Consider the following 22,272-nt stretch of genomic DNA (forward strand, 5'->3'; position numbering starts at 1 on the left):
GCAGGCCTTGCCGACACCCTCACCCGTCATGGCCAGGCCATCCCGACGCAGCGCTTTCCCTGGCCAACGCGCAGGGTTGCGCCGCCCTTGTCGGGTGGCCGCCTTGTTGTGCGATACAAAATAACTGGTGAAACCAGATCAAGCGTGCCTGCAATAAAATGTGCAGAAACCGCTCGTTCTTAACCGAAAACGTCTATTCTCAGCTGATCGTCGAATAGAAACATCGTTTGCAAACGTGCGCAAGAGGATTCTTCGCACGTGCGAAAAAATTATTGTGCGCTGCGGCACAAGCCCTCCATCGCGACCCTGGCCAAGCTCGCTCAGGCTGTGCTGCAATCAGGCGATCCGGCTGCGCGCATACCAGCCATATCCGCCGATCACCGCATAGCACAGGGCCGGCAGCACCAGAGCCAGGCCGAGCTGGCCCGACAGGTCGGCGATCGCGCCGGTGGCGAGCGGGATCACCGCCCCGCCGAAGATCGCGATGTTGATGATGCCCGATCCGTCGGCCGCGCGCGGACCCAGGTCCTCGCACGCCAGGCTGAAGATGGTCGGGAACATGATCGCGTTCATGAGGCCAATGGCGAGCAGGCTGTAGCCCGAGACCATGCCTTGCGTGCTCGTCGAGACGAGGATCAGCGTGATCGCGCCTGCGGCCACGGCAGCGAGCAGCGTGCCGGGGCTGACGAAGCGCATCACGCCCGATCCGATGAACCGCCCGACCATCGCGCCCCCCCAGTACAGGCCGATCAGCTTGCCCGCCGCCTGTTCGCCCAGTGCCATGACATGCGCCTGCATCAGATAGTTGACGATCAGCGATCCGATCGCGACCTCGGCGCCGACATAGAGGAAGATGCACAGCGCGCCGAAGCCGAAGCGCTGGCGCGCGAGCAGGTCGAACCCGGCCAGACCGCTGCTCGCCTCGTGCGTTTCGCCCTTCAACCGGTTGCGGAACAGCCAGACCACGCCGGCCACCACCGCGATCGCGGCGGCGATGCCGAGATAGCCATTGACGATCGCCTGGCTTTCGGCGGTGCGATAGGCATCGAGCGCGGGGCCGGAAAGCTGGTCCGCGCTGAGGCTGGCGAGGCTGCCGAGGATCAGCGCCGAACCCACGATCGGGAAGACGGTGGTGCCAAGCGAATTGAACGCCTGCGCGAACGTCAGGCGGCTGTGTGCGGTCTGGGGCTTGCCCAGCATCGAGATCAGCGGATTGGCGACGACCTGGACGATCACGACGCCGCTTGCCAGCACGAACAGCGCAAACAGGAACAGGCCATAGGTCGCGTTGCGCGAGGCGGGAATGAACAGCAGGCAGCCGAGCATCATCAGCAGCAGTCCGCATACGGCGCCGCGCATGTAACCGACTTTCTTGACCAGCTTGGCGCCGGGAATGCCGATCAGCAGATAGGCGGTGAAGAAGCAGAACTGCACCAGCATCGCCTGGGTATAGTTGAGCGTGAACAGCTCTTTCAGCTTGGGGATGATCACGTCGTTGAGCGAGGTGATGCCGCCGAAGATGAAGAACAGCCCGAACACGAACAGTCTGAGCTCGGGCGCGTCGACATGGTCGGTCGCGACGCCGGGTTTGCCATTCATGTTCTGCGGTGCAAGCGCCATTCGATCATCCTCACATTATCGGCAGGTCTTGGCCCGCCTCGCCTTGAATAGAGCAATTGGACGCGCGGCCAAGCGGCATCACGCGTCGTTCGGCAGGCTGAGCAGCAGCAGCGCTGACGCCAGCGCCAATAGGGCAAGTACCAGGAACAGGCTGGCATAGCCGAAATCGGGCACCATCGTGATCGCGATCCACGGCATGATCAGCGATGGCGCGGTGTTGGTGAGATTGAACAGCCCGATACCCAGGCCGCGCGAGGCGGCATCCGGCAGGATGCGCAGCGTCTGGCTGGCATGCAGCGCCAGGAAGGCAGCATTGGCGGTGACGAACGCCAGATAGGCCAGCTTGGCGGTGGCAGGGGTTCCGGCCAGCGCCATGACCAGCAACCCCGCCGAGGCGACCAGCGCGGTCAGCGCCAGCGCCTGAAACGGACGGCCATGGTGGTCGCTCCACCGCCCCAGCAGCAGCGCCGCGCCCACCGACAGGCCGAGCCCCGCCGCATAGAGCAGCATCTTGGCCGCATCGTCCATCGTGGGGTCGAGGCTGCGGAGCCAGAAATAGAGATAGGCGGCCAGCGCCGCGCCCGACAGCTGCATCAGCAGCCGCGCCAGCCATACGCGCTGGACGACGGAGGCGGCGCGCGCAATTGCAGCGGGTCGGCGGGTGGAACGATCTGCGTCCGGAAAGGGTCCTGATCGCGCAAACAGCAGCAGCGGCAGCACCAGCACCAATGTCATGGCGGCGATGGTCGCGGCGCGTGTCGCCAGCCCCTCCGCCGCTGTCGGCAGCAGCATCGCCGAAAGCGCGCCCAGCGGCGGTGCGAGCGACAAGAGGCCGCCGAGCAGGCCCTTGCGATCATCGGGCACCACATCCCCAGCCCAGGCTATCAGCGGCGTCAGCATCAGGTTGAGCGCGATCTGCCAGGCGACGACCAGCCAGAGCAGCGCCATCACCGTGTCGCACCAGACGATCGCCAGTTGCAGCCCGACCGTGGCGGCCAGCCCGGCCGCGACCCAGGAGCGGCGGCGGCGCGTCGCATCGCTCAGCCAGCCCGACGCCACGCCTGCAGCGCTCGCCGCCAGCGCGCCAGCAAACACGATATAGCCCAGCCAGCGCACGTCATCGCTGCCGGCAAGCTCGGTCACCCGCGCTGGCAGCACCAGCATCAGGAAGGGCGTATAGGCGATCACGCCGCCGGCATAGGCGAGCGCATAGAGCGGCAGGAATGCAGGCGACAGGCGCGTAAGGGGCCCGGTCACAATGTCAGCCGCCCGCCGCTCATGTCCTGTTCCAGCTACCTCTGCCTTCATCGGCCTCGTATCAGGCCCATTGTACCGGATCGCGCGCCGCCTGGGGCGAACGATCCGGACCTTGGCCCCCTTTTGGCTAGAAGTCGACGCGGAAACGAATGCCATAGCTGCGGGCATCGTTGAGGAAGCGGATGTTGAGCGAAGAGCCCACCAGCGCCTTTTGCGAGGCGATCTCGTCGAGGAAATTGCTCGCCCATGCCTCGATCCGATAGTTGTTGACCGTGTATCCCATGCCCAGGTTGAGGGTTGCAAAGCCGTTCTGACGATCGGCAAAGCCTGCAGAAAGCGCCGTCTGGCGGGTTCCGTCAAGAAAGACGATATCGTCCTCGTTGAACTGGCTGAGGAAGAAGGACGAACGGTAGTTGAGCAGCGCTTGCCAGTCGAACCGGCCGGGCCCCGCCTGGAAGGATTGTGACAGCCGCGCACTGATGTTGATCTTCGACGCCAGGGGCAGACGGTTGCCGACAAGGCTGATCAGCGGTGAATTGCCGCCCGCGCCAAAATCCTGCGCGCGCGCATCGGCCACGGTGCCACGCGTGATCTTGGTATCGAGGAACGCCGCGTTCAGATCGACAGCGAAATTGCCCGGCAGCTTGAAGCGCAATTCGGCTTCTGCACCATAGATGCGCGAGGCACCGATATTGCGGTTGACCAGCGAATAGCCGTTGCAGACTGGCGGTGCCTGGGTGGTATCGAGATTGATGCAGGTCAGGTCCTGGAAGACCTGGTTATTATAGTCATAGTAGAAGCCGGTGAGGTTGAACACCGCCGGGCGGTTGAACAGGTCGAAGGCGTTGCGGCTGCCGACCTCATAGACCAGCAGATCCTCGGGCCGGAACTCTTCGGGAATGGTCGATCCGTTGAAGCTGTCGTTGAAGCCGCCCGATTTGTGCCCGGTCGAGACCTTGGCATAGAGCATGTGGTCGTCGTCGATGTCGAACTCCACGCCCACGCGCCAGTCGATGAAATCGAACTTGGCGCGGCCGACCTGCTGGCCGGGAATGGTGAGATTGGCATAGCTGAACCCGCCATTGGTGTTCGAGGGATTGACTGCGGGGCAGTTGACGAAGCCATTGTCGATATCGGGCCGGTCGATACAGGTGCCATTGGGGTTGGTGCCATTGGCGATCGATCCGATCTGTGCGATCAGCGTGTCGCGCAGGCCCGGGCGCGCGATGCCCTCGATCAGGAACTGCGCCTGGCCGCGCGGCGTGGTGATGTTCGACACGTTGAAATTGGGCCGGTCGAGCAGCGCCGGGCGGAAGCCTTCGGTTCCCAAACGCGTCGCGAAACAGCAGGCGAAATCCTCCCCGCCCAGCGTCAGCGCCCAGTTGCCGCCGATACCGAAGCGCGATTTCTCCTCCTCGGTATATCGGATACCCGCGATCAGCCGCAGCCGGTCGGCGACGTCATAGGTGCCGTCGGCATAGAAGGCGAAGCTCTCGCCCTTCACGTCGGGCATGACGAATTCGGTCGCCGAATAGCAGCAATAGCCGCGATCGGCGAGCGCGAGATAGCCAACGGCCTGGTCCTCGTTGAAATAGAAGCCGCCCAGATTCCAGCGGAACGGCTGATCCTCGTTGGCGAAGATCCGCGCCTCGTAAACCTGGCTCTTGGACTTGGTCTGCCAGAAATTGCCCGAGAAATTGTCGTACTGCACCGCCGACAGGTCACGACCGGGGAAGTCGATACCGTCGCTTGAGGCGTTGACCTGATAGAAATCGACCGAGCGATAGCTTCCGGTCAGCTCCGCGCCAAACGTGCCGAAATCATAGGCAATCTTGCCCTGGACGCCCCAGAGCTCGTTCTCCATGTCCCCCTGCAGCCCGCGATAGACCACATCCCTGAGGTTCAGCTTTTCGGGCCGGATGCCGGTGGTGGCCACGGCGTTGAAAATGTTCGCGCCCGGATAGCCGGTGCCCGTTTCCCTGCCATAATCGCCGACGATCGAGATGCTGAGCCGGTCGCTCGGCTCCCACAGGAACGACAGGCGTCCGGCGTAATTCTCTTCAAGGCCAGCGGGCTTGAGCGTGTTTGCCGGTGCGCCGGTCGAGACATTGTTGAAGCCGTAATCACGGTTGATGTAATAGGCCGCTGCCCTGAGCGCTGCAGTGCTGCCAAGCGGCACGTTGATCGCGCCTTCGGCAGCGTAAGACGAGCGGTTCGAATATTCGGCCTGGGCATAGCCGCCGAACTGACCCAGCCTGGGCTTGGCAGTGATGATGTTGAGCGTGCCGGCCAGCGCATTGCGTCCGTAGAGCGTGCCCTGCGGCCCCTTGTTCACCTCAACGCGCTCGAGGTCGTAGAACATCAGGCCCAGCCCGCGCGGACGCGGGATATAGGTGCCGTTGAGATGTGGGGCAGCGCCGGGATCGCCGAGCTCGGTATTGTTGGCCGAGCCGACGCCACGGATGAAGATTTCGACATTGCCTTCCTGGTTGGCGATGCTGAGACCCGGCACTGCGAGCTGCAGCTGGCGCAGCTCGACAATGCCGTCCTGGCGCAGCTGTTCTGCCCCCAGCGACTGGACCACGCCCGAGACGTCCTGCGAATTTTCCTCGCGCCGGTTGGCGGTGACGATGATCTCGTCCTTGTCGCTGTCCGCGCCCTCTGCAGGGCGCTCCTGGCCATAAGCGGGCATCGCCGCCGTGGCCGACAGCAGCGCAAACAGCGCGGCGCGTGCGAACTGGTTCCTCTTCATGACATCCTCCCTAATCCTGATATTATTTGCATTGAATGACGGGTCCGGTCGGCGAGACGATTTTCGCCGAGGACATGACGATTTCGAGCTTTCCTGCGGTCGCGAGGCTGAGCGGCGTGTCGACGCGGGTCATGTCGACCCCGGCCTTGGCGAAGCAGCTCAGCGGCACCGCGATGCGGGTCCATTTGCCGGTCTTTGCGGCGGCAGTGAGCATGGGGGCGAGCGGGAAGCCGCCAGCACACTGCGCGCCGCACCCCATGACCAGGCTGACATCAGCCGTGGGCGGGGTATCGACCCTGAGTTCGATCTCGAGCGCCAGGTCGCCGTTCGACTGGCGCGAGAGATCCTCCGCCTCGCCCATCATGATCGCGGCAACCGCAGGCCCGGCGCCGGTCCAGCGCAGCCGCACCGAATCTTCCTGCGCGATGCGGTCTGCCGCCCGCGCCTCGATCAGATCGGGACCGGGATTGGTGGAAAGCGCGCCCGGCGGACCGATCAGCAACCGCCGCCCCGCGCCAGGCTTGCCCGCGGCAAACAGCACGCCCGGATCGGCAGCGGCGACACTGGCGCGCCCCTCGGGCAGCGGGGCGAGGTCGCCCTTGTCGGCGAGCGTCAGGCCGAAGCCGTAGGCAAATAGCGGATCGTAATTGGCGTCGCCGATATTGACCGCGGTCTGGTCGCTCGATTTCGGCCAGCTATAGGGCAGCTTGCCGCGAAAATCGGCCTTGCCGAAAAGCATGTCGGCCACGCCGCCGCCTTCCGATCCCGGCAGCCAGGCCGCGACGAACGCATCCGAAGCATTGAGGAACGGGTTGACCCACATCGCCCGGCCCGAAAGGAAGACCGAGACGGTGGGAATGCCCGCTGCCTTGAGCTTGCGCAGCAGCGCGAGCGACGTCGCATCGTCGTAACCGACATCGGGCCGGTCGCCCTGGAACTCGGCATAGGGCTCCTCGCCGAACACCACGATCGCGACATCGGGCTTGGCCGCAAAGCTGCCATCGGGCGAGAGCGTCGCGGTGCCGCCTGCGGCCCTGACCTGCTCGTCAATGCCTTCCCAGATCGATTGGGCGTTGGGGAAATCGCTGCGCTTCGTCCCCGTGCCCTGCCAGCTCAGCGTCCAGCCGCCGGTCTGCTTGGTGAGGTTGTCCGCGCCGTCGCCCGCGACCAGGATCTTCGCGCCGGGTTTGAGCGGCAGGACGCTGCCCGCATTCTTGAGCAGCACCAGCGATTCGCGCACCGCCTGCCGCGCCAGCGCGCGGTGCTCCGCGCTGCCCAGCAGCTCGAACCGCCCGCCATAGGGCCGGGCAGAGGGCTTGCCCGCCTCGAACAGCCCGGCGCGCAGCTTGACGCGCAGGATGCGGCGCACCGCATCGTCGAGCCGCACCATCGGCAGCGTGCCCTTTTTCGCGTGCTCCAGCGTGGTGCGCCAGAGCGTCTTCCAGCTGTCCGGCGCCATGTACATGTCGAGCCCGGCCACGGCAGAGGCAGCACAGTCAGTCGCGGTGCAGCCTGCGACCTGGCCATGGCCGTTCCAGTCGCCGACCAGGAAGCCGTCGAAATTCCAGCGCTGCTTGACCACATCGGTCAGCAGCGAGCGGTTGCCGTGCATCTTCACGCCGTTCCAGCTCGAGAAGCTGACCATCACCGATTGCACCCCGGCGTCGAGCGCGGGGAGATAGGGCGGGCTGAACAGGTCGCGTAAGGGTGCCTCGGCCATCTGGGCATCGCCCTGGTCCTTGCCGGCATGCGTGCCGCCATCGCCCAGGAAATGCTTGGCCGTGGCGATGATATGCGGCCCGCGCAGCCAGTCGGAATCGCCGACCTTGCCCTGCAGCCCCTCGATCAGCGGCGCGGCATAGCTGGTCGCGATCTCGGGGCTTTCGCCAAAGCCCTCATAGGTGCGGCCCCAGCGATCGTCGCGCACTACCGCCAGCGTCGGCGCGAAGGTCCAGTCGAGCCCGGTGACGCGCATCTCGATCGCGGTCGCCTCGCCGATCTTGCGGACGAGCTCGGGGTTCCGCGCGGCACCCAGGCCGATATTGTGCGGAAACAGTGTCGCGCCGACGACATTATTGTGCCCGTGCACCGCATCGCTGCCCCAGATGATCGGGATGCGCGGCAGCTTGCCATTGGGCTTCATCGACGCGGCGTAGAAGGCATCGGCAGCGGCAAGCCAGTCCTTGGCGGGCGCGTTGTAGCGGTTGCCGGGGTCCGAATTGCCGCCGTTGAGCACGGAGCCCAGATGATAGCGATGGACGTCGTCGGGCGTGACGCTGGCAATATCGGCCTGGACGATCTGCCCGACCTTCTGCTCGATCGACATCGCCGCGATCAGCGCGTCGATCCGGCGTTCAATCTCGGCATCGGGGTTCAGCTTCGATTCGCGCTGCGGCCAGAGCTCGGCATGCGCTTCGGCGCTGGCGCCTGCCGCAGCGGTGGTGGCATCGGTAGCGGCGGCAAGCGGCGCGATCCCCAGCGCCAGGGGCCAGGCGAGCGCCGCAAGCGACACAGCACGCAATGCAAGGACAGCCCCACGCGGCACGATCATCATCCCTCCCATCCTGTCGGCGGTTGATGCGCCTGACAACGTTTACCGATTCTCGGTCAACGTTTACCGCTATCCATCGACACAAGTCAAGAGAGGCGCTAAGAGAAGCTGGGTCGCAGCGGTTCCCCCAGTTCCGGGGGGGCCATCCAACCGCCTGGAGGGGACGATTTCGAAGCGAACCACGATCGTCGACATCGCAAGGGTTGCAGGCGTCACGCCCAAGACCGTCTCGCGCGCGCTCAACGATGCTCCCCATGTCAGCGCCGCCGTGCGGCAGAAGGTGAAGGAGGCCGCCGAGGCGCTCGACTATCACCCCAATCTCGCGGCGCAGAGCCTGATCGCGCGGCGCTCGTTCCTGATCGGGCTGACCTATGAGCGGCCGAGCCCCAGCTATGTCGTCGAGCTGCAGAACGGGGCGCTCAGCCGGCTCGACGATGGCCGCTACCGGCTGGTGGTGCTGCCCTTCGCGCATGTCGCCAGCCGCCCCGAGGAGCTGGGCAAGCTGCTGCTGCGCGCCGGGCTCGACGGAGTGCTGCTCGCGCCTCCCGCCAGCGACCAGCCGCTGCTGCTCGACATGCTCGAACGCCAGCGGCTGCCCTATGCGCGGATCACCCCGCACAGCGATCTCGATCGCGGGCTGGTGGTGGCGATGGACGAGAGCGCGGCGGGCCATGCGGTGGCGCAGCATCTGCTCGCGCTCGGGCATCGGCGGATCGGCATCATTCTGGGCGATCCCTCGCACGCCGCGAGTATCGGCCGTCTCGAAGGCTATCGCCGCGCCTTTGCCGAGGCGGGCGTTGCAATCGACGACGATCTGATCGTCACCGGCGATTTCACTTATGCCGTGGGCTATGAGGTGGCGCGAACGCTGCTTGCCGGCGAAAAACGCCCCAGCGCGGTCCTGGCGCAGAATGACGACATGGCCGTGGCGGCGATCGCGGCGGCACGAGAGCTGGGCCTGTCGGTGCCGCAGGACCTTTCAGTCGCCGGGTTCGACAATTCCGAGGTATCGCGCACCGCCTGGCCGCCGCTGACGACGGTCAACCAGCCGGTCGCGCAAATGGCCTGGGATGCCGCCGACCGGCTGATCGCGATGCTCGACGGCAAGACGGTGCCCGAGCTGCCGCAGCGCCGCGACCATGCGCACGAACTGCTGGTTCGCGCGTCCACCGCTGCCCCGGCCGCCTGACCGATCCGCTATTCCTGCTTCAGGGGCGGCTCGGCGCGCTCGATCAGTTCGCGCGCCTGGCCTGCGAACCACTGACCCGCCGCCGGTGCTTTCACCCCGCGCTCGGGATCGTTCGGCCCCGCCGTACCGCGCAGACACGCGCCATCCGATTCGCCGGGCACCTTGATCCACAGAAACCCATCGACATAGGCTTCGCGCGTGATCAGCGTAGGGCGGCGTCCCAGCCCCCGGCCCGGCGGATTGCACCAGACCTCGGCATCGCGATAGCGCCCGGCAGGCGGCTTCCACGAGCCCAGGCCATTGCGGCTGGAATCGATCAGCGCGTGCTTCTGCGTCGCGGGTTTGCGCTTAAGGCCCCGCTCGGCAAACAGCCGGTCATAGTCGGAATCGATCCGCCTGCGGTTGCTGGGCTTTTCAAAGGGTTCGGCCGAGAACTGGCTGGGGCAGGCCCGCGGGTCCATCCCGCCCTGCGTCACCAGAGCGATGCAATCGCTGACCCAGCGCGCATAAGGCACGACGCGCGCATCGCTCTCGAAATTCGAGACGTTGAGGAAGAAGCCCGCGACCTTGTCCACATCGGCGCGGATCAGGCGGTTCGCGATCTCGCCAGGCGCAAGCCAGCTGCTGCCGGTGCCGTCGAGATAGACGCGCGCCCGTGGAAGCGCGCCCAGGATTGCGACCGCGCCGCGCAGCTGGTCGTAGCGCCGCGACGCCGCCGCCTCGTCCTGCCCGTCGGGACGGCATCCTTCCAGATCGCCCGCCAGATTGCGGTGCCAGGGAATGACGCCCAAGCCATCCGGCTCCAGAACGATGATCGCCTGGCGATTGCCGACCCCCCGCGCCAACCCGGCTATCCAGGCGAGATAGGCCTCGCCATCCGCCGCTCCGCCCGCCGAATAGAGCGCACAATCGCGATAAGGGATATTGTACGCGACCAGCACCGGGATTTGCCCCTTCGCCGCCGCGCGCTCGGTGACGTCGCGGGCCTGGGCCTCGACGATTTCGGGCGTGCCGTAAGCGAGCCAGGTCGCCGAAGGAATTCGGGCCAACAGCAGCGCATCCTCGCGAGCGGCACCCTCGAGCTTCTCGGCAACTTGAACCGTCGTGCTGCGCTCATCGACGAAGAGCGTCGGCGGTTTCACTGCCGCCACAGCCATGACTGCGGGCACTAGCAGCGCCAGTACAAAAGCGAGGAATTTCAGACGCATCACCGCTCCCTATGGATATCTGTTTTCGCGTGCGAGAATCGCGACATCGCGGAAGCAAATCAACCGGCGTGCTGAAGAACTGCATCCGCTCCGGAGCGATCAGCCCGAAAGGCGCGGTGTCCTGGGGGTGCGCGCGCGCATCGCAATAACCAGCCCGATCATGCCCAGCGCCGCTCCGGCAGCGGCGAGCAGGCTCCAGCGATAGCCCTCGAACATGGTCGACAGCACCATCGCCACCACCGGTACGAGCACGCTGCTATAAGCCGCGCGCGCCGCGCCGATATCGCGGATCAGCGCGAAATACATCGGGAAGGTGACCACCGATCCCATCAGCCCGAGATACACGATCCCGCCGAGATAGGCCGGGCGGCTTTCGAATACCGGCGCGCCGTAGAGCGCCCAGCCGAGCGCGGCGTTACCCAGCGCGCCCCACAGCATCGCCCATGCGAGCAGCGACAATATCGGCATCGCTTTCACCCGCTCGGCCGATTGCATGACATTGGCGATCGAGGCGCACAGGATCGCGCACAGCGCGAGCCCCAGCCCCTTCATCACGTCCGACAGATCGGCAGGCATCGCGCGATATTCCTGCACGAACAGCAAGGCGATACCTGCCAGCGCCACCGCCGTGCCCAGGATGAACCCGCCCGCGATCCGCGCACCCAGGAAGATGCGCGAGAGCAGGGCATTGGGCACCATCAGCATCGCGAACAGCACCGCGAGCAGGCCCGAGGTGATGTACGCTTCGGACCGGTAGACGAAGTTGAAATTGGCCGAAAACTGGAACAGCCCGAGCGCGAGCGCGATCAGCTGACCCTGACGGTCGAGCCTCAGCGGCGCCTTGCGCCACCAGGCGAGCGCGAACATGCCGATCGCCGCCACCGCGAAGCGATAGCTGACCGACCAGGTCGGCGGGACGCTGGAAATCTGGTCCTTGATCACCAGCCAGGTCGAACCCCAGATCAGCGAGACGAGCAGGAATGGCACCAGCACCCGTGCCGAGAGCATCGACGGTTCTTCGTGCGTGTCTGACGCAGAGGCGGGCGCGCTGCTTGCCATCACAGCGCGGCGATGGCAGCGGCGAGCGGCGCGACGGTTTCGGCATCCTGATCCCAGGCGGTCACGAACCGGGCCTCGCCGCCCGCTTCGCTCATCTCTCCCCAGTCGTAGAATTCGAAGCCCTGCGCGCGCAGCGATGCGGCCTCGGCCGCGCTCAGTTTCACGAACACCTCATTGGCCTCGACCGCATAGAGCAGGCGGTCGCCCGCCGCCTCAGCGATCGCCTGCGCGCCTGCATTGGCGGCACGCGCATTGGCGAGCCACAGGTCATCCTCAAGCATCGCCAGCAGCTGCGCGGCAAGAAACCGCCCCTTGGACTGGAGCTGCCCGGCGCGCTTGCGCAAATAAGGCAGTTCGCGCGCGAGACAGTTGTCGAACACGATGATCGCCTCGGCATTCATGCCGCCATTCTTGACGCAGCCGAAGCTCAGCATGTCGACACCCGCGCGCCAGGTGACGTCCGCCGGGTCCGCGCCGGTCGACGCGATGGCGTTGGCAAAGCGCGCGCCATCCATGTGCAGCTTGAGGCCGCGCGCCTTGCAGACCTCGCCGATCGCGGCGACCTCTTTGGCCGTGTAGGTCAGGCCATATTCGCTGGCATTGGTGATCGAGACGGCGGCGGGCTGGACCTGGTGGACATCGTCGCGGATCTGGCTGGCGACGCGCACCACCTCGTCCGCGCTCAGCTTCGCGCCTTCGCCATCGGCCAGGATCAGCTTCGCGCCATGCATGAAAAAGCCCGGCGCGCCGCATTCGTCCTGCTCGATATGCGCCATCTTGTGGCAGATCACCCCCTTGTGCGGCGGGCACAGGGCGGAGAGCGCGAGCGCATTGGCCGCCGTGCCGGTCGCCACCCACAAAGCCCTGACCCGCGTGCCGAACAGCTGGCTGAACCGGTCGTCGAGCGCCTGGCTGAGCGCATCGCCGTCATAGGGCGAATCGAGCCGGTTAGCGGCGGCGATGGCGTCCATCACGCGCGGATGGACTGCGGCGGCATTGTCGGAAAAGAACTTCATGGCGGCGTGTGGTAATGCCGCGCGGGCCAAGGTCAAGCCGCTGAAATGTCAGAACCGGTGGTTCCAGCTCAGCGCAAACGAAAGCCCGTCATCCTGCACGTCGCGGCTGCCGGTGATCGGCGCGTCGATCAGCGCCGCCCCATAGGTGAAGCGCGCCGTCAAGGAAGGCGATGGCGTCCAGCTAAGCGACGCGCCGATGCTTGCGATTTCGCCCGGCTGCGGCTGGAAGGCACGGGTGGCGTTGCGCATCAGCGCACCATCGGCGAAAACCGACGGCGTGAAGCTGCCCCAGCGCAGCCCCAGGGCGCCGACCGCGCCCGAGCCAATGGTCACCGGCCGTGCCAGCTCGACCGATCCGATCACGCCGCGATCGGCCAGCACCAGGCTTTCGCGATAGCCGCGCACGGTAGCGCTGCCGCCCGCGACGAAACGCTCGCCGGCATAGAGTATGCTGGCGCCATATTGCGCAGCGAGCCGCGCGCGCAGCTCCCAGCCCTTGTCGCCCAACCGCCGGGCATGGCTGATCTGGCCCGAAAAACTGCGAAAGCGCGGCGACGGCGCGGCAATGCCGACAATGTCCGATCGGCTCCCCTCAAACCCTTGCGTGAAGCGCCCTTGCGCGATCCACACCGTGCCCGAGCTGCGCCGCGTCCACTCCGCACCCAGCCGGAGTGCCGAATATTCGGCCAGGCCGCGCACCGATCCCGGGCTGAACGAAAAGGGCTCCCCCAGAAGGAATGTGCGCGTCTCGCGGTGGATCACCCCGCTGCTCAACGTCACCGACTGCGCGCTGATCTCGGGCGTGCCGTCGAGTGCGGCGGGACTGAGCGGCCGCTCCCACAGAGTCAGCGCGAAGCCGCCCTCGACGAACCAGTCGCGCGCGCGGATCGAGAGGTTGCGCAAGGGCGCATCAACCACCGCCGCGCGATTATAGCCGCCGCGTGCCTCAATGCGGAGCGCGGGATGGAGGAACGGGGCGGCATAATCGACCTGCGCATCGGGCCGTCCCGCCGTGAGCCCGGCGTCGAGCGCGATCCGGTCACCTGCGAAAAGCGCATTGCGCACCGCCAAACCGCTGCCGACGCGCCATCCGCCCACCGCAGGCGAGCGGCTGTTGGCGATGCTGGCCTGCACTGCAAAGCGCGGGGCCGGATCGACCAGCAGGCTGAGCTGCGCTTCGCCGGGGCGCGTTCCGGGCTGAAGGTCGGCCTTGACCGTGGCGATGGCGTCGTCGGCGGCAAGCGCGCGAAAATCGCGCTCGATCGCGAGGCCATTGAGCGGGATCGCCTGGCCCGAAGGCATGCGGCGCAGCACATAGGCGTCGCTTAGCCCGCGTCGGCGGCCGTCCTGCCATTCGACCGTCGCTGCGCCGCCGGTCAGCCTTCCCGCCACCAGCCGCAGAACCAGCGGCGATCCGCCTGCCGGATCGCTCGCCGGATCGATCAGCACGCCCGAATTGACATAGCCGTTGCGGACATAGGCGAGGCTGATCTGCTGCACCGCCGCCGCGATCCGGTCGAGCGGCACCGGCGCGCCGACCAGGCCGTTGGCGATCGCCTGTTGCCGCACCCACTCCCCGTCGAGCGGCTCGTCCTTGCGATAGCGAACTGCAAACCCGCCAAAGTCGAGCCCCGCGCTGTCCGCCGTGGCGATGGCGGCGATGTCGGGTTCGGCATGGACCTCGACCTCGCAATAGGTGACGATACCGCTCGCCCCCGCATCGGGCACAGGCGTGCAGGGCGCTGCGACCGCCTGCAGCATCAGCGCAAGCATGAAGGTCAACGGCAGCCTCCCGAGGGAGCCACATCCAGCGCATCGAGGGCGAGCGGGCCGACCTGATCGATGCTGAGCCGGCTCACCGATCCGCTGCTGCGCGCCGCGCGGCACTGGCCGGCGAGCACGCCCGCCGCATCGCCAAAGCTGATATCGGGCGTGTCGATGCCGCTGCTGACATTGCCGACCTGACTGTCGACGACGAGATCGCCATCGACCAGCAACAGGTTGCTATTGTCTGCCGAGCGGATGAAGAAATCGGTGGCGAGTTGCACGTTCGCACCGCGCTGCTGCCCCAAAGCCTCGATCCGCGCGCCATCGGCGATCAGCGCATAAGGGCGGCTGATGACGATCCGCCCGCCGGTGCCGGGGCCCGACGAGGTGGCGATCGCAGCGGGCATCGCGCCGCCTGCAAGCCTGAGCAGCCCGGTTTCGGGCAGCAGCAGCTCGATCTGTCCCGCCGCTCCTGTCAGCGCGCTGGTGGTGATCGTGCCCCCCGGCCCCAAGGTGATGCGCGGCGCGCCGATGCTGATATTGCCCGCCGCCCCGCCGCCTGTCGCCGTGTTGGTGCTGGCGATACGGCTGCCCGCACCGGTGATGAGCAGCTCTTCCTCTGCCGCCAGCGCGATGCCTCCTGCGGTCGTGACGTTGGCCGAGCTTGTCGTTACCTCCGCGCCATCGCTGAGCACGATCTGCCGCGCGATCAGCGCCACCGTGCCCGCCTGGCCCGGTGCCAGATCGCCTGCATCCGAGCTGATCCGGCTGCCTTGACCCATCATGATGCGGTCGGCGACCACGGTCACCTCGCCGGCTGCACCAAAGCCCTCGGTCGCGGTGGAGATCGTCCCGCCGTTCATGGTCAGGGTGCCCGTCGCCGCGATCAGAACTCTCCCCGCGCGGCCGGGGCCGGGCACTATTCTCAAGCTCGGCACCAGATCGGGATCGGCCTCGAAATCCTCGTTGCTGGGCGGAACCAGCAGCTTGCGCGCCGCAGAGCTGATTTCAGCCTCGCCCGACAGCGCGATCCGCCCGGCCGAGATCAGGATATCGCCGCCATTGCCGAGGCTCGAGCTGGAGGTCGTGATCGATGTGATCCCGTCCATCTCCAGGCTGTCGGTCTGGATCACGATCCGCCCCGCATTGCCAGTATAGTCGCTCAGCCGGGTGAACTCCTGCGCACGCGGCAGTTCGGTCTCGGACGATATGCTGGGTCCGCCGAAACCATTGTTGATCAACCTCAGCGTGCCTGCCCGGATCGCGATCGCGCCTGCATCGCCCAGGCCCTGGCTGATCGACTGGATGCCGCCGATGCCGCTCAGCTCCAGCAAACCCCTGACATCGATGTCGATCGGCCCGGCTGCGGTCGCGCTGTCAGTGCTGGTCGAGATGAGGCCGATGCCGACCGCCATGCTGTTCGCGCGAATGGTGATGCTGCCCGGACCCGATGCCGTGCTCGACGAGCTCGAGGCGAGGATCAGGCCCTGGCTTGCCATTTCGAGCCGGTCGACATCGATCAGGATGTTGCCGGTGGTGCCGGTCGGCATGAATGCCCCGCGCGCCTGGAACAGCGTGGTGGAAAGCAGCCCCGTATTGGTCAGCCGCAACAACCCGCCGCGCACCTGGATGTCGCCGACCGAGCGCCCCGGCGCGGACAGACCGGTCGCGGTGACGATGCCTTCGTCGATCTCGATCCGGTCGCCTTCCAGAAAGATCGTGCCACCGCCGCCTGCCAGCCGGCTTTCGGTGCGGATGGCACCCGCTTGCCGCACGAAAATCTGTCCGGCGGTCACGCGGATATCGCCGCTGCGCTCGGCAAGCCCCTCGATGCCGCTGACGCGCAGTTCGCCGCTGACGAGATCGACCAGGTCGGCGCGCAGGTTGATCGCAGGCAGCAGGCCCGCGCTCGCAGTCACGCCGATCTCGCTGAAGGTGTCGAGCGTGATCGTGCCTGCCATCAGGTCGATACGGCCATCGTCCTGCAGCAGGATGCGGCTGTCGTTGAGTGCGATCCGCCCGCCGCGCAGGCCCTGATCGGGCCTTGCAGCGATGCCCAACACACCCCGGGCCTGGCCGACGGCGCGCAGGCTCGCTTGCGCCGCAAACAGGCTGCTGCTTTCCATCACGATGTCGCTCGCCGACAGCGCGATGCGCCCGGCGCCAACCCCGCGTGCCACCTCATCGCCCGGGCCCGCGCTGGCTTGCAGGGCTATCGGCGCATTGCCGCCCAGAAAGCCGAAGCGCAAGGGATCGGCCATGCTGAAGCTCGAACCCGATGCCGTGCCCGAGACCATCACCGTGCCATCGGCAAAACCCAGTTGCTGCGCGGTCGAGAAATGCGCGGTGCCGCCGACATCGATCGCCGCGCCATCGCCGAAGATGATGCCTGCCGGGTTGAGAAAAAAGAAATCCGCGCCCGGAAACGCACTCGCATCGATGGTCCCAGCAATGAACGATCGCTCGCCGCCGGTCACGCGGTTGATGACATTGCGGATGGTCGTCGCATCGCTCGCGGTCCAGCGCGCAATATCGCCGGGACCCAGATTGAAGCGCGCAAAGCTGTGGAACAGGTTGTCGCCGGCCCGCACCCCGCCGCCGATGGTCGTCACCGCGCCTTCAGCGGTGGCGGTGGTGCCGGTCGAAAGCTGAGGCAGCGTGTCAGGGGTGATCGTGGTCGGCGGCGCGCCGGTACCTTGCGCATGCACCGGCGCGGCCAGCAACGCCAGCACCGAACACCCCGTGCGCCAGCCCATCATCGCCAGCTCCCCACCAGCGTGAACGCGCTCCAGATGCCCGGATCGGCCCATTGTCCGTCCGCGCCGCGTGCCAGTTCGATCTGCGCGAGTTGCAGCGACCGCGCCCGCCCTGCGCCTGCGCGATAATGCCGGTAGAAGGCCTCCATCAGCGCGGCAGTGCCCGCATCGCTGACCTCCCACAAGGATGCGAGCGCGCTCGCCGCGCCCGCCTCGACCGCCGCGCCAGCCAGCCCCATCGCCTGGTCGTCATCGCCCACTGCGGTCTCGCAGGCGCTCAGCACCAGCAACTGCAGCCCCTGGCCGCGCAAACTGTTGGCGCTCAGCATCGCGCGCAGCTCGGGCAGGCTGATCGCCTCGCCATTGGCGACGACGAACGAACGTTCGGTGCGCCCGTTGAACGCGGCATGCGTGGCGAGGTGCAGCACGCTCGCCGGACGCTTTGCCAGGGCGGCCGCAAGCTCCGCACGGTCGAAATCGGTGAGCAGCACGCCGTCCTGCCCCGCCGCCATCGCCGCTTCGGAGGCGGTGCCCTCGAGCCGGGTGAAGCGGCCCACCGGCAGATCGATCTCCTTTTCCAGCGACGCGGCGATGATCTCGGGATCGGTATCGCGCGTGCCCGGCGCGGCAAAGCTGAGCGCGGGCACCACCGCGAGCCGCGCCTGTTCCATCAGGAACGTGCCTTGCGCATCCATCAGCGCGGCGAAGCTGATCTGGCGCAAAGGACCATCGGGCACGACGATCAATGTCGCCTCGGGTCCCAGCAGCGGGATGACGGGCGCGATGAGCGCGGCATGCAGTTCGCGCGATGCGGCTTCCCAGTCATTGCTGGCACCGCTGAGCGAGGCGGTCATCCGCTGAGCGAGCGCCGCAATCATTGCGCGATTGCGACTGCGGTCGGGCGGCATGCGGCGATAGCCCTTCGCCTTGTCGTCGCCGGTCGCATAAAGCAGTTCGATCCGGTCCTCGAGCAGCAGCGGATAGAGCAGAACCTCGCCGGGCTTCAGATCGGCAGGGGTCACCGGATTGCGCAGCGGCACGCATTCCGCGCCCAGGCTGTTCTGCAATTCGGCGCTGCGATAGGCCTCGGCGATCCGCTGCGCCTGGTCGAGCGTCCCGGCATCGCTGCCCGCAACAGCGAGTGTGGTGCCGATCGCGCGTTCGAAGACCGGGCGAACGAGCAGGTCGAACCGGCTTTCCTCGGTCAGTGGATCGACCGGCATCAGCACCGGGCGCACCCGCTCGAGCGCACGATAGGCGGCGATCACATGTTCGCCTGCGCGCTCGGGTTCGGCATCGGCGAGCAGCAGCGCATAGTGCGGAAGGTTCTGCGGAACCGGCTTCTGGCTTTCGAGGAAGATGGCGCGGCGGATGGCGGCCTGCGCTCCCTGGCGCTCCCCCTCAGCCAATGCGATACGTCCCTTGAGCGCGGCGAGCGTCGCCGCATCGCCCGCGCCCTGACGTGCCAGATCGGCGTAAAGTTCTACCGCATCGCGAACCATATCGGTTTTACCCAATCCCGCATCGTCGGCCAGCATGACCAGCGCGCGGAGGAGCGAGGCGCGATCGCCGGGCTTTTCCACCCGTGCCGACGCCGCCAGCCCCTGCGCGATACGTGGCGCGATATCGGCCTTGCGCGCCTTTTCCAGCCGCGCCAGGCGCAGCGCCGCCAAGGCGGTGAGCGCCGGGTCGTCGGCCTGCACGGCACGGTCGAGCGCGCAGGCAAAGGCGGCTTCCAGCCTGCGCCCCTGTCCCTCGATATCGGCAGGCGCGCAGCCCTGCGGTGCAGACGCCGGTGGTGCCGATGCGGCCGAGCGACGCCGCGCGCCCGGTGCGGCCGGTGGTGCGCCGCCCGCCAGTGCCAGCGCGGCCTCCCAGGCGGCGCGCGCGGCGAGCGCCTTGTCGCCCGCCTGCTCGGCCAGCACCTGGGCGGTGCGCAGAAAATCCTGCGCGCGCGCCTGGCTGCCCGATCGGGCGCGCCGCATCGCCTCGCCCGCCACCAGGCAATATTCGGCCAGTTGCGCGACGCTGGCCTGCTCGCCCCGCGCCAAGGGGGTGGATGGCGCGTGATCGGCGGGGGCGAGCAGCAATTCGAGCGCCGCATCCGCCCCGTTGTCGCCCCCGCGCATCAGACTGCGTGCTTGGCGCGCACGCGCGCTTGCCAGCGGCAGTGCAGCTGCGGGAAGGTCTGCCACCGGCCGATCGCACAAGGTGATCGCATCGGGCAGGCGCGCCTCCGCCGCTCCCGACGCGGCCAGGGCATATGCGACTGCCAATATCCCGATGCCCGCCATCTTACCCCTGCCTGGTAACGGCTTGCAGGATAACCGGATTTTCGCTGCGAATGAACGCCTAATGCGATCCGTCGCCGAGCATCGCCTTCAGGCGGTAGAGCGCGTCGAGCGCATCGCGCGGGCTCAGGTTATCGACATCGAGCGCCTGGAGCGTCTCGCGCAGTTCGTCCTTTGCCTCGGGTTCCCTGGCCGCAGCGGCGGCGAACAGCGGCAGATCGTCGAGCCCCGCAGCGAGGCCTCCGGTCGCCTCTCTCCCCGCTTCGAGCTTGGCGAGCACCGATTTCGCGCGCGCGACCACCACCGGGGGCACGCCCGCCAGCTTGGCGACCGCGAGGCCGTAGCTGCGATCCGCCGGTCCGTCGGCGAGTTCGTGTAGCAGCACCAGATCGCCCTTCCACTCGCGCGCGCGGACATGGTGCAGCGACAGCGCATCGAGCCGCCCGGCGAGCCGGGTGAGCTCGTGATAGTGCGTGGCGAACAGGCAGCGGCATCTATTGGTATCGTGCACCGCCTCGGCAATCGCCCAGGCGAGCGCCAGCCCATCATAGGTCGAGGTGCCGCGTCCGACCTCGTCGAGGATGACGAACGAGCGCTCGGTGGCCTGGGAGAGGATCGCAGCGGTCTCGACCATTTCGACCATGAAGGTCGAGCGGCCGCGTGCGAGATTGTCCGATGCGCCGACACGGCTGAACAGCCGGTCGACAATACCGATCCGCGCCGACCGGGCGGGCACGAACGCGCCAGCCTGAGCGAGCAGCACGATGAGCGCAGTCTGGCGCAGGAAGGTCGACTTGCCGCCCATGTTCGGACCCGAAACCAGCCACAGCCGGTCGCGTTCGGACAGGGTCGCATCGTTGGCGACGAACGCCTGGCCCGCCTTGCGCAGCGCGGCTTCGACCACCGGATGCCGCCCGCCCTCGATCGCGATCTCGGGCGCCTCGGTGAGTTCCGGGCAGCAATAGTCGCCCTCCGCTGCCATCTGGGCATGGCCGCAGGCGACATCGATGCGTGCGATCGCAGCGGCGGTGCGCGCGATGCCGTCGCGCGCGGCGATCACCTCCTCGCACAACCCCTCGAAATGCGCCTCTTCCGCCGCTTGGGCGTGCGTTCCCGCCTGCGCGATGCGCATCGCCTCGTCATGCAGCGCGGGCGAGTTGAAGCGCACCGCACCTGCCATGGTCTGGCGATGGGCAAAGCCGCTGTCCGCCTTCATCAGCGCATCGGCGCGCGCGGCGGGCACCTCGATGAAATAGCCGAGCACCGCATTGTGCCGGATCTTGAGCGCCTGCACCCCTGTCTGCGCCTTGTACTCCGCCTCCAGCGCGGCGATCGCGCGCCGCGCATTGCCCGAGGTATCGCGCAGCGCATCGAGCGCGGCATCATAGCCACGCGCGATATAGCCGCCCTGTTGGCGCTCGGTCGGCGGGCTTTCGACCAGCGCGCGCGCGAGATGCTCGACCAATGCGCCATGGCCCTGCATGTCGGGCAGCAGCCGCTGCATCAGATCGGGAAGGTCGGCTGCCTTGCCCAGCCGTTCGCGCAAGGTCCGCGCAGCGCTGAGGCCATCGCGCAGCTGGCCGAGATCACGCGGAGACCCGCGCCCGGCGACGACACGGCCCAGGGCGCGGGCGAGATCGGGGATCGCCTTCAACGCCTCGCGCACGCTGTCGCGCAGCAGCGGATCGGCATGGAACCATTGCACCAGCGCCAGCCGGTCGCGGATCGCGGACAGGTCGGTCAGCGGCGCGCCGAGATCGCTGGCGAGCAGCCGCGCGCCCGCGCCGGTGACGGTGCGGTCGATCGCATGAACGAGCGATCCGACGCGCCCGCCCTGCTGGCTTGCGAGAATCTCGAGGCTTTCGCGGGTGGCGGCATCGACCGCCATATGCTGCGCCACCTCGTGCCGACGCGGCGGCGCGAGGAACGGCATGGTCCCACGCGAAACATGTTCGAGATAGGCGAGCAGGCCGCCCGCCGCTGCCAGTTCGGCACGGCTGAAACTGCCGAACCCGTCGAGCGTCGCGACGCCGAAATGCGCCTTGAGCCGCCGTTCGCCCTCGAGGCTGCTGAAATCATGGCCTGGCCGCAGGATCGCGGTTTCGGCGAACGGGTCGGCGCGGTCGGACTGGACCAGCTCGCTCGGAGCAAGTCGCGCTATCTCTGCGGACAGGTCATTCGCGCTTGCCTGCATCAGCTCGAACCGCCCGGTCGAGATGTCGCACATCGCCAGGCCAAAGCCGCCTTCCGCGCTGGCGAGCGCGACGAGCCGGTTTTCGCTGCGCGAATCGAGCAATGCCTCTTCGGTCAGCGTGCCTGCGGTGACGAAGCGGACGATCGCGCGCTGGACCAAAGCCTTGGAGCCCGCGCGCGCCTTGGCTTCGGCAGGCGTCTCGGTCTGTTCGGCAATCGCGACGCGGTGCCCTGCCTTGATCAGCCGCGCGAGATAACCTTCGGCGCTGTGCACCGGCACGCCGCACATCGGCACCGGATCACCGCCATGCGCCCCGCGCGAGGTGAGCGCGATATCGAGCACGGCCGCTGCCGCCTTGGCATCGTCAAAGAACAGCTCGAAAAAATCGCCCATTCGGTAGAAGAGCAGGCAATCGGGCGCCTCGGCCTTGAGCGCATGATATTGCGCCATCATCGGCGTGGGGGCGTTGTCGGACGGGGCGCTCATCCGCTTTCCGTTACCCGAGCCGCGAGCGGCACGGAAGCGCGAGTTTTCCCCAGTACGGGTGCAGTGTCAAAATCCTCCCCGAGCTTGTCTCGGGGAGGGGGACCGCCGACCGCAGGTCGGTGGTGG

At 67.2% G+C, this 22,272-nt stretch carries 12 protein-coding genes; 1 reads left to right on the forward strand and 11 read right to left on the reverse strand.

The genetic code is table 11. The features are described from left to right. Positions 1-336: 336 nt before the first annotated feature. From AX725_RS10930 to AX725_RS10945, 4 genes are all read right to left on the reverse strand, one after another. On the reverse strand, positions 337-1,620 hold the full coding sequence (locus AX725_RS10930; protein WP_060978955.1) for a sugar MFS transporter: 1,284 nt from the start codon (positions 1,618-1,620) through the stop codon (positions 337-339). Between the two features lie 78 nt (positions 1,621-1,698). Beyond that, the gene (locus tag AX725_RS10935; protein WP_060978956.1) at positions 1,699-2,877 is read right to left on the reverse strand and encodes an MFS transporter; all 1,179 of its coding nucleotides are present in this window, start codon (positions 2,875-2,877) and stop codon (positions 1,699-1,701) included. A 127-nt stretch (positions 2,878-3,004) separates the two neighbouring features. Further along, a complete protein-coding gene (locus AX725_RS10940; protein ID WP_060978957.1) occupies positions 3,005-5,629 on the reverse strand; it encodes a TonB-dependent receptor in 2,625 nt (874 codons plus the stop codon). 22 nt (positions 5,630-5,651) lie between these two features. After that, positions 5,652-8,180, reverse strand: coding sequence for a glycoside hydrolase family 3 protein (locus tag AX725_RS10945; protein WP_081096995.1), 2,529 nt, complete (start codon positions 8,178-8,180; stop codon positions 5,652-5,654). Positions 8,181-8,373: 193 nt separating this feature from the next. Here AX725_RS10945 and AX725_RS10950 point away from each other — a divergent pair, with 193 nt between their 5' ends. Then, complete coding sequence (locus AX725_RS10950; RefSeq protein WP_231725714.1) at positions 8,374-9,369, forward strand: LacI family DNA-binding transcriptional regulator; 996 nt, start codon at positions 8,374-8,376, stop codon at positions 9,367-9,369. 8 nt (positions 9,370-9,377) lie between these two features. On the opposite strand, the gene AX725_RS10955 is transcribed toward AX725_RS10950, so the two are convergent. The 7 genes from AX725_RS10955 to mutS form a co-directional block, all read right to left on the reverse strand. Beyond that, positions 9,378-10,577 (reverse strand): glycoside hydrolase family 6 protein, encoded by a 1,200-nt coding sequence (locus tag AX725_RS10955; RefSeq protein WP_060978959.1) that lies wholly within the window; start codon positions 10,575-10,577, stop codon positions 9,378-9,380. 99 nt (positions 10,578-10,676) lie between these two features. Next, on the reverse strand, positions 10,677-11,585 hold the full coding sequence (locus tag AX725_RS10960; protein ID WP_060978969.1) for a DMT family transporter: 909 nt from the start codon (positions 11,583-11,585) through the stop codon (positions 10,677-10,679). Positions 11,586-11,635: 50 nt separating this feature from the next. Then, positions 11,636-12,652 carry a threonine aldolase family protein gene (locus AX725_RS10965; protein WP_066114959.1) on the reverse strand — a complete coding sequence of 339 codons (1,017 nt, stop codon included), beginning with the start codon at positions 12,650-12,652 and terminating at the stop codon, positions 11,636-11,638. Positions 12,653-12,700: 48 nt separating this feature from the next. Beyond that, complete coding sequence (locus AX725_RS10970; RefSeq protein ID WP_066114957.1) at positions 12,701-14,425, reverse strand: ShlB/FhaC/HecB family hemolysin secretion/activation protein; 1,725 nt, start codon at positions 14,423-14,425, stop codon at positions 12,701-12,703. 5 nt (positions 14,426-14,430) lie between these two features. After that, positions 14,431-17,178, reverse strand: coding sequence for a two-partner secretion domain-containing protein (locus AX725_RS10975; RefSeq protein ID WP_060978962.1), 2,748 nt, complete (start codon positions 17,176-17,178; stop codon positions 14,431-14,433). Continuing rightward, positions 17,175-19,469: a CHAT domain-containing protein gene (locus AX725_RS10980; RefSeq protein ID WP_060978963.1), complete on the reverse strand. Its 2,295-nt coding sequence runs from the start codon at positions 19,467-19,469 to the stop codon at positions 17,175-17,177. The genes AX725_RS10975 and AX725_RS10980 overlap by 4 nt, the downstream gene beginning before the upstream one ends. Before the next feature lie 58 nt (positions 19,470-19,527). Then, positions 19,528-22,146 carry a DNA mismatch repair protein MutS gene (mutS, locus tag AX725_RS10985; RefSeq protein ID WP_060978964.1) on the reverse strand — a complete coding sequence of 873 codons (2,619 nt, stop codon included), beginning with the start codon at positions 22,144-22,146 and terminating at the stop codon, positions 19,528-19,530. Positions 22,147-22,272: the final 126 nt, after the last annotated feature.

Origin of the sequence: Blastomonas sp. CCH9-A1 (assembly GCF_001557175.1) — a bacterium.
GTDB classification, from domain to species: domain Bacteria; phylum Pseudomonadota; class Alphaproteobacteria; order Sphingomonadales; family Sphingomonadaceae; genus Blastomonas; species Blastomonas delafieldii_A.

Bases quoted from the DNA above. Each gene is read 5' to 3' on its own strand.
- AX725_RS10930 (WP_060978955.1), bottom strand. From the start codon at position 1,620: ATGGCGCTTGCACCGCAGAACATGAATGGCAAACCCGGCGTCGCGACC.
- AX725_RS10940 (WP_060978957.1), bottom strand. From the start codon at position 5,629: ATGAAGAGGAACCAGTTCGCACGCGCCGCGCTGTTTGCGCTGCTGTCG.
- AX725_RS10945 (WP_081096995.1), bottom strand. From the start codon at position 8,180: ATGATCGTGCCGCGTGGGGCTGTCCTTGCATTGCGTGCTGTGTCGCTT.
- AX725_RS10955 (WP_060978959.1), bottom strand. From the start codon at position 10,577: ATGCGTCTGAAATTCCTCGCTTTTGTACTGGCGCTGCTAGTGCCCGCA.
- AX725_RS10960 (WP_060978969.1), bottom strand. From the start codon at position 11,585: ATGCTCTCGGCACGGGTGCTGGTGCCATTCCTGCTCGTCTCGCTGATC.
- AX725_RS10965 (WP_066114959.1), bottom strand. From the start codon at position 12,652: ATGAAGTTCTTTTCCGACAATGCCGCCGCAGTCCATCCGCGCGTGATG.
- AX725_RS10970 (WP_066114957.1), bottom strand. From the start codon at position 14,425: ATGCTTGCGCTGATGCTGCAGGCGGTCGCAGCGCCCTGCACGCCTGTG.
- AX725_RS10975 (WP_060978962.1), bottom strand. From the start codon at position 17,178: ATGATGGGCTGGCGCACGGGGTGTTCGGTGCTGGCGTTGCTGGCCGCG.
- AX725_RS10980 (WP_060978963.1), bottom strand. From the start codon at position 19,469: ATGGCGGGCATCGGGATATTGGCAGTCGCATATGCCCTGGCCGCGTCG.
- mutS (WP_060978964.1), bottom strand. From the start codon at position 22,146: ATGAGCGCCCCGTCCGACAACGCCCCCACGCCGATGATGGCGCAATAT.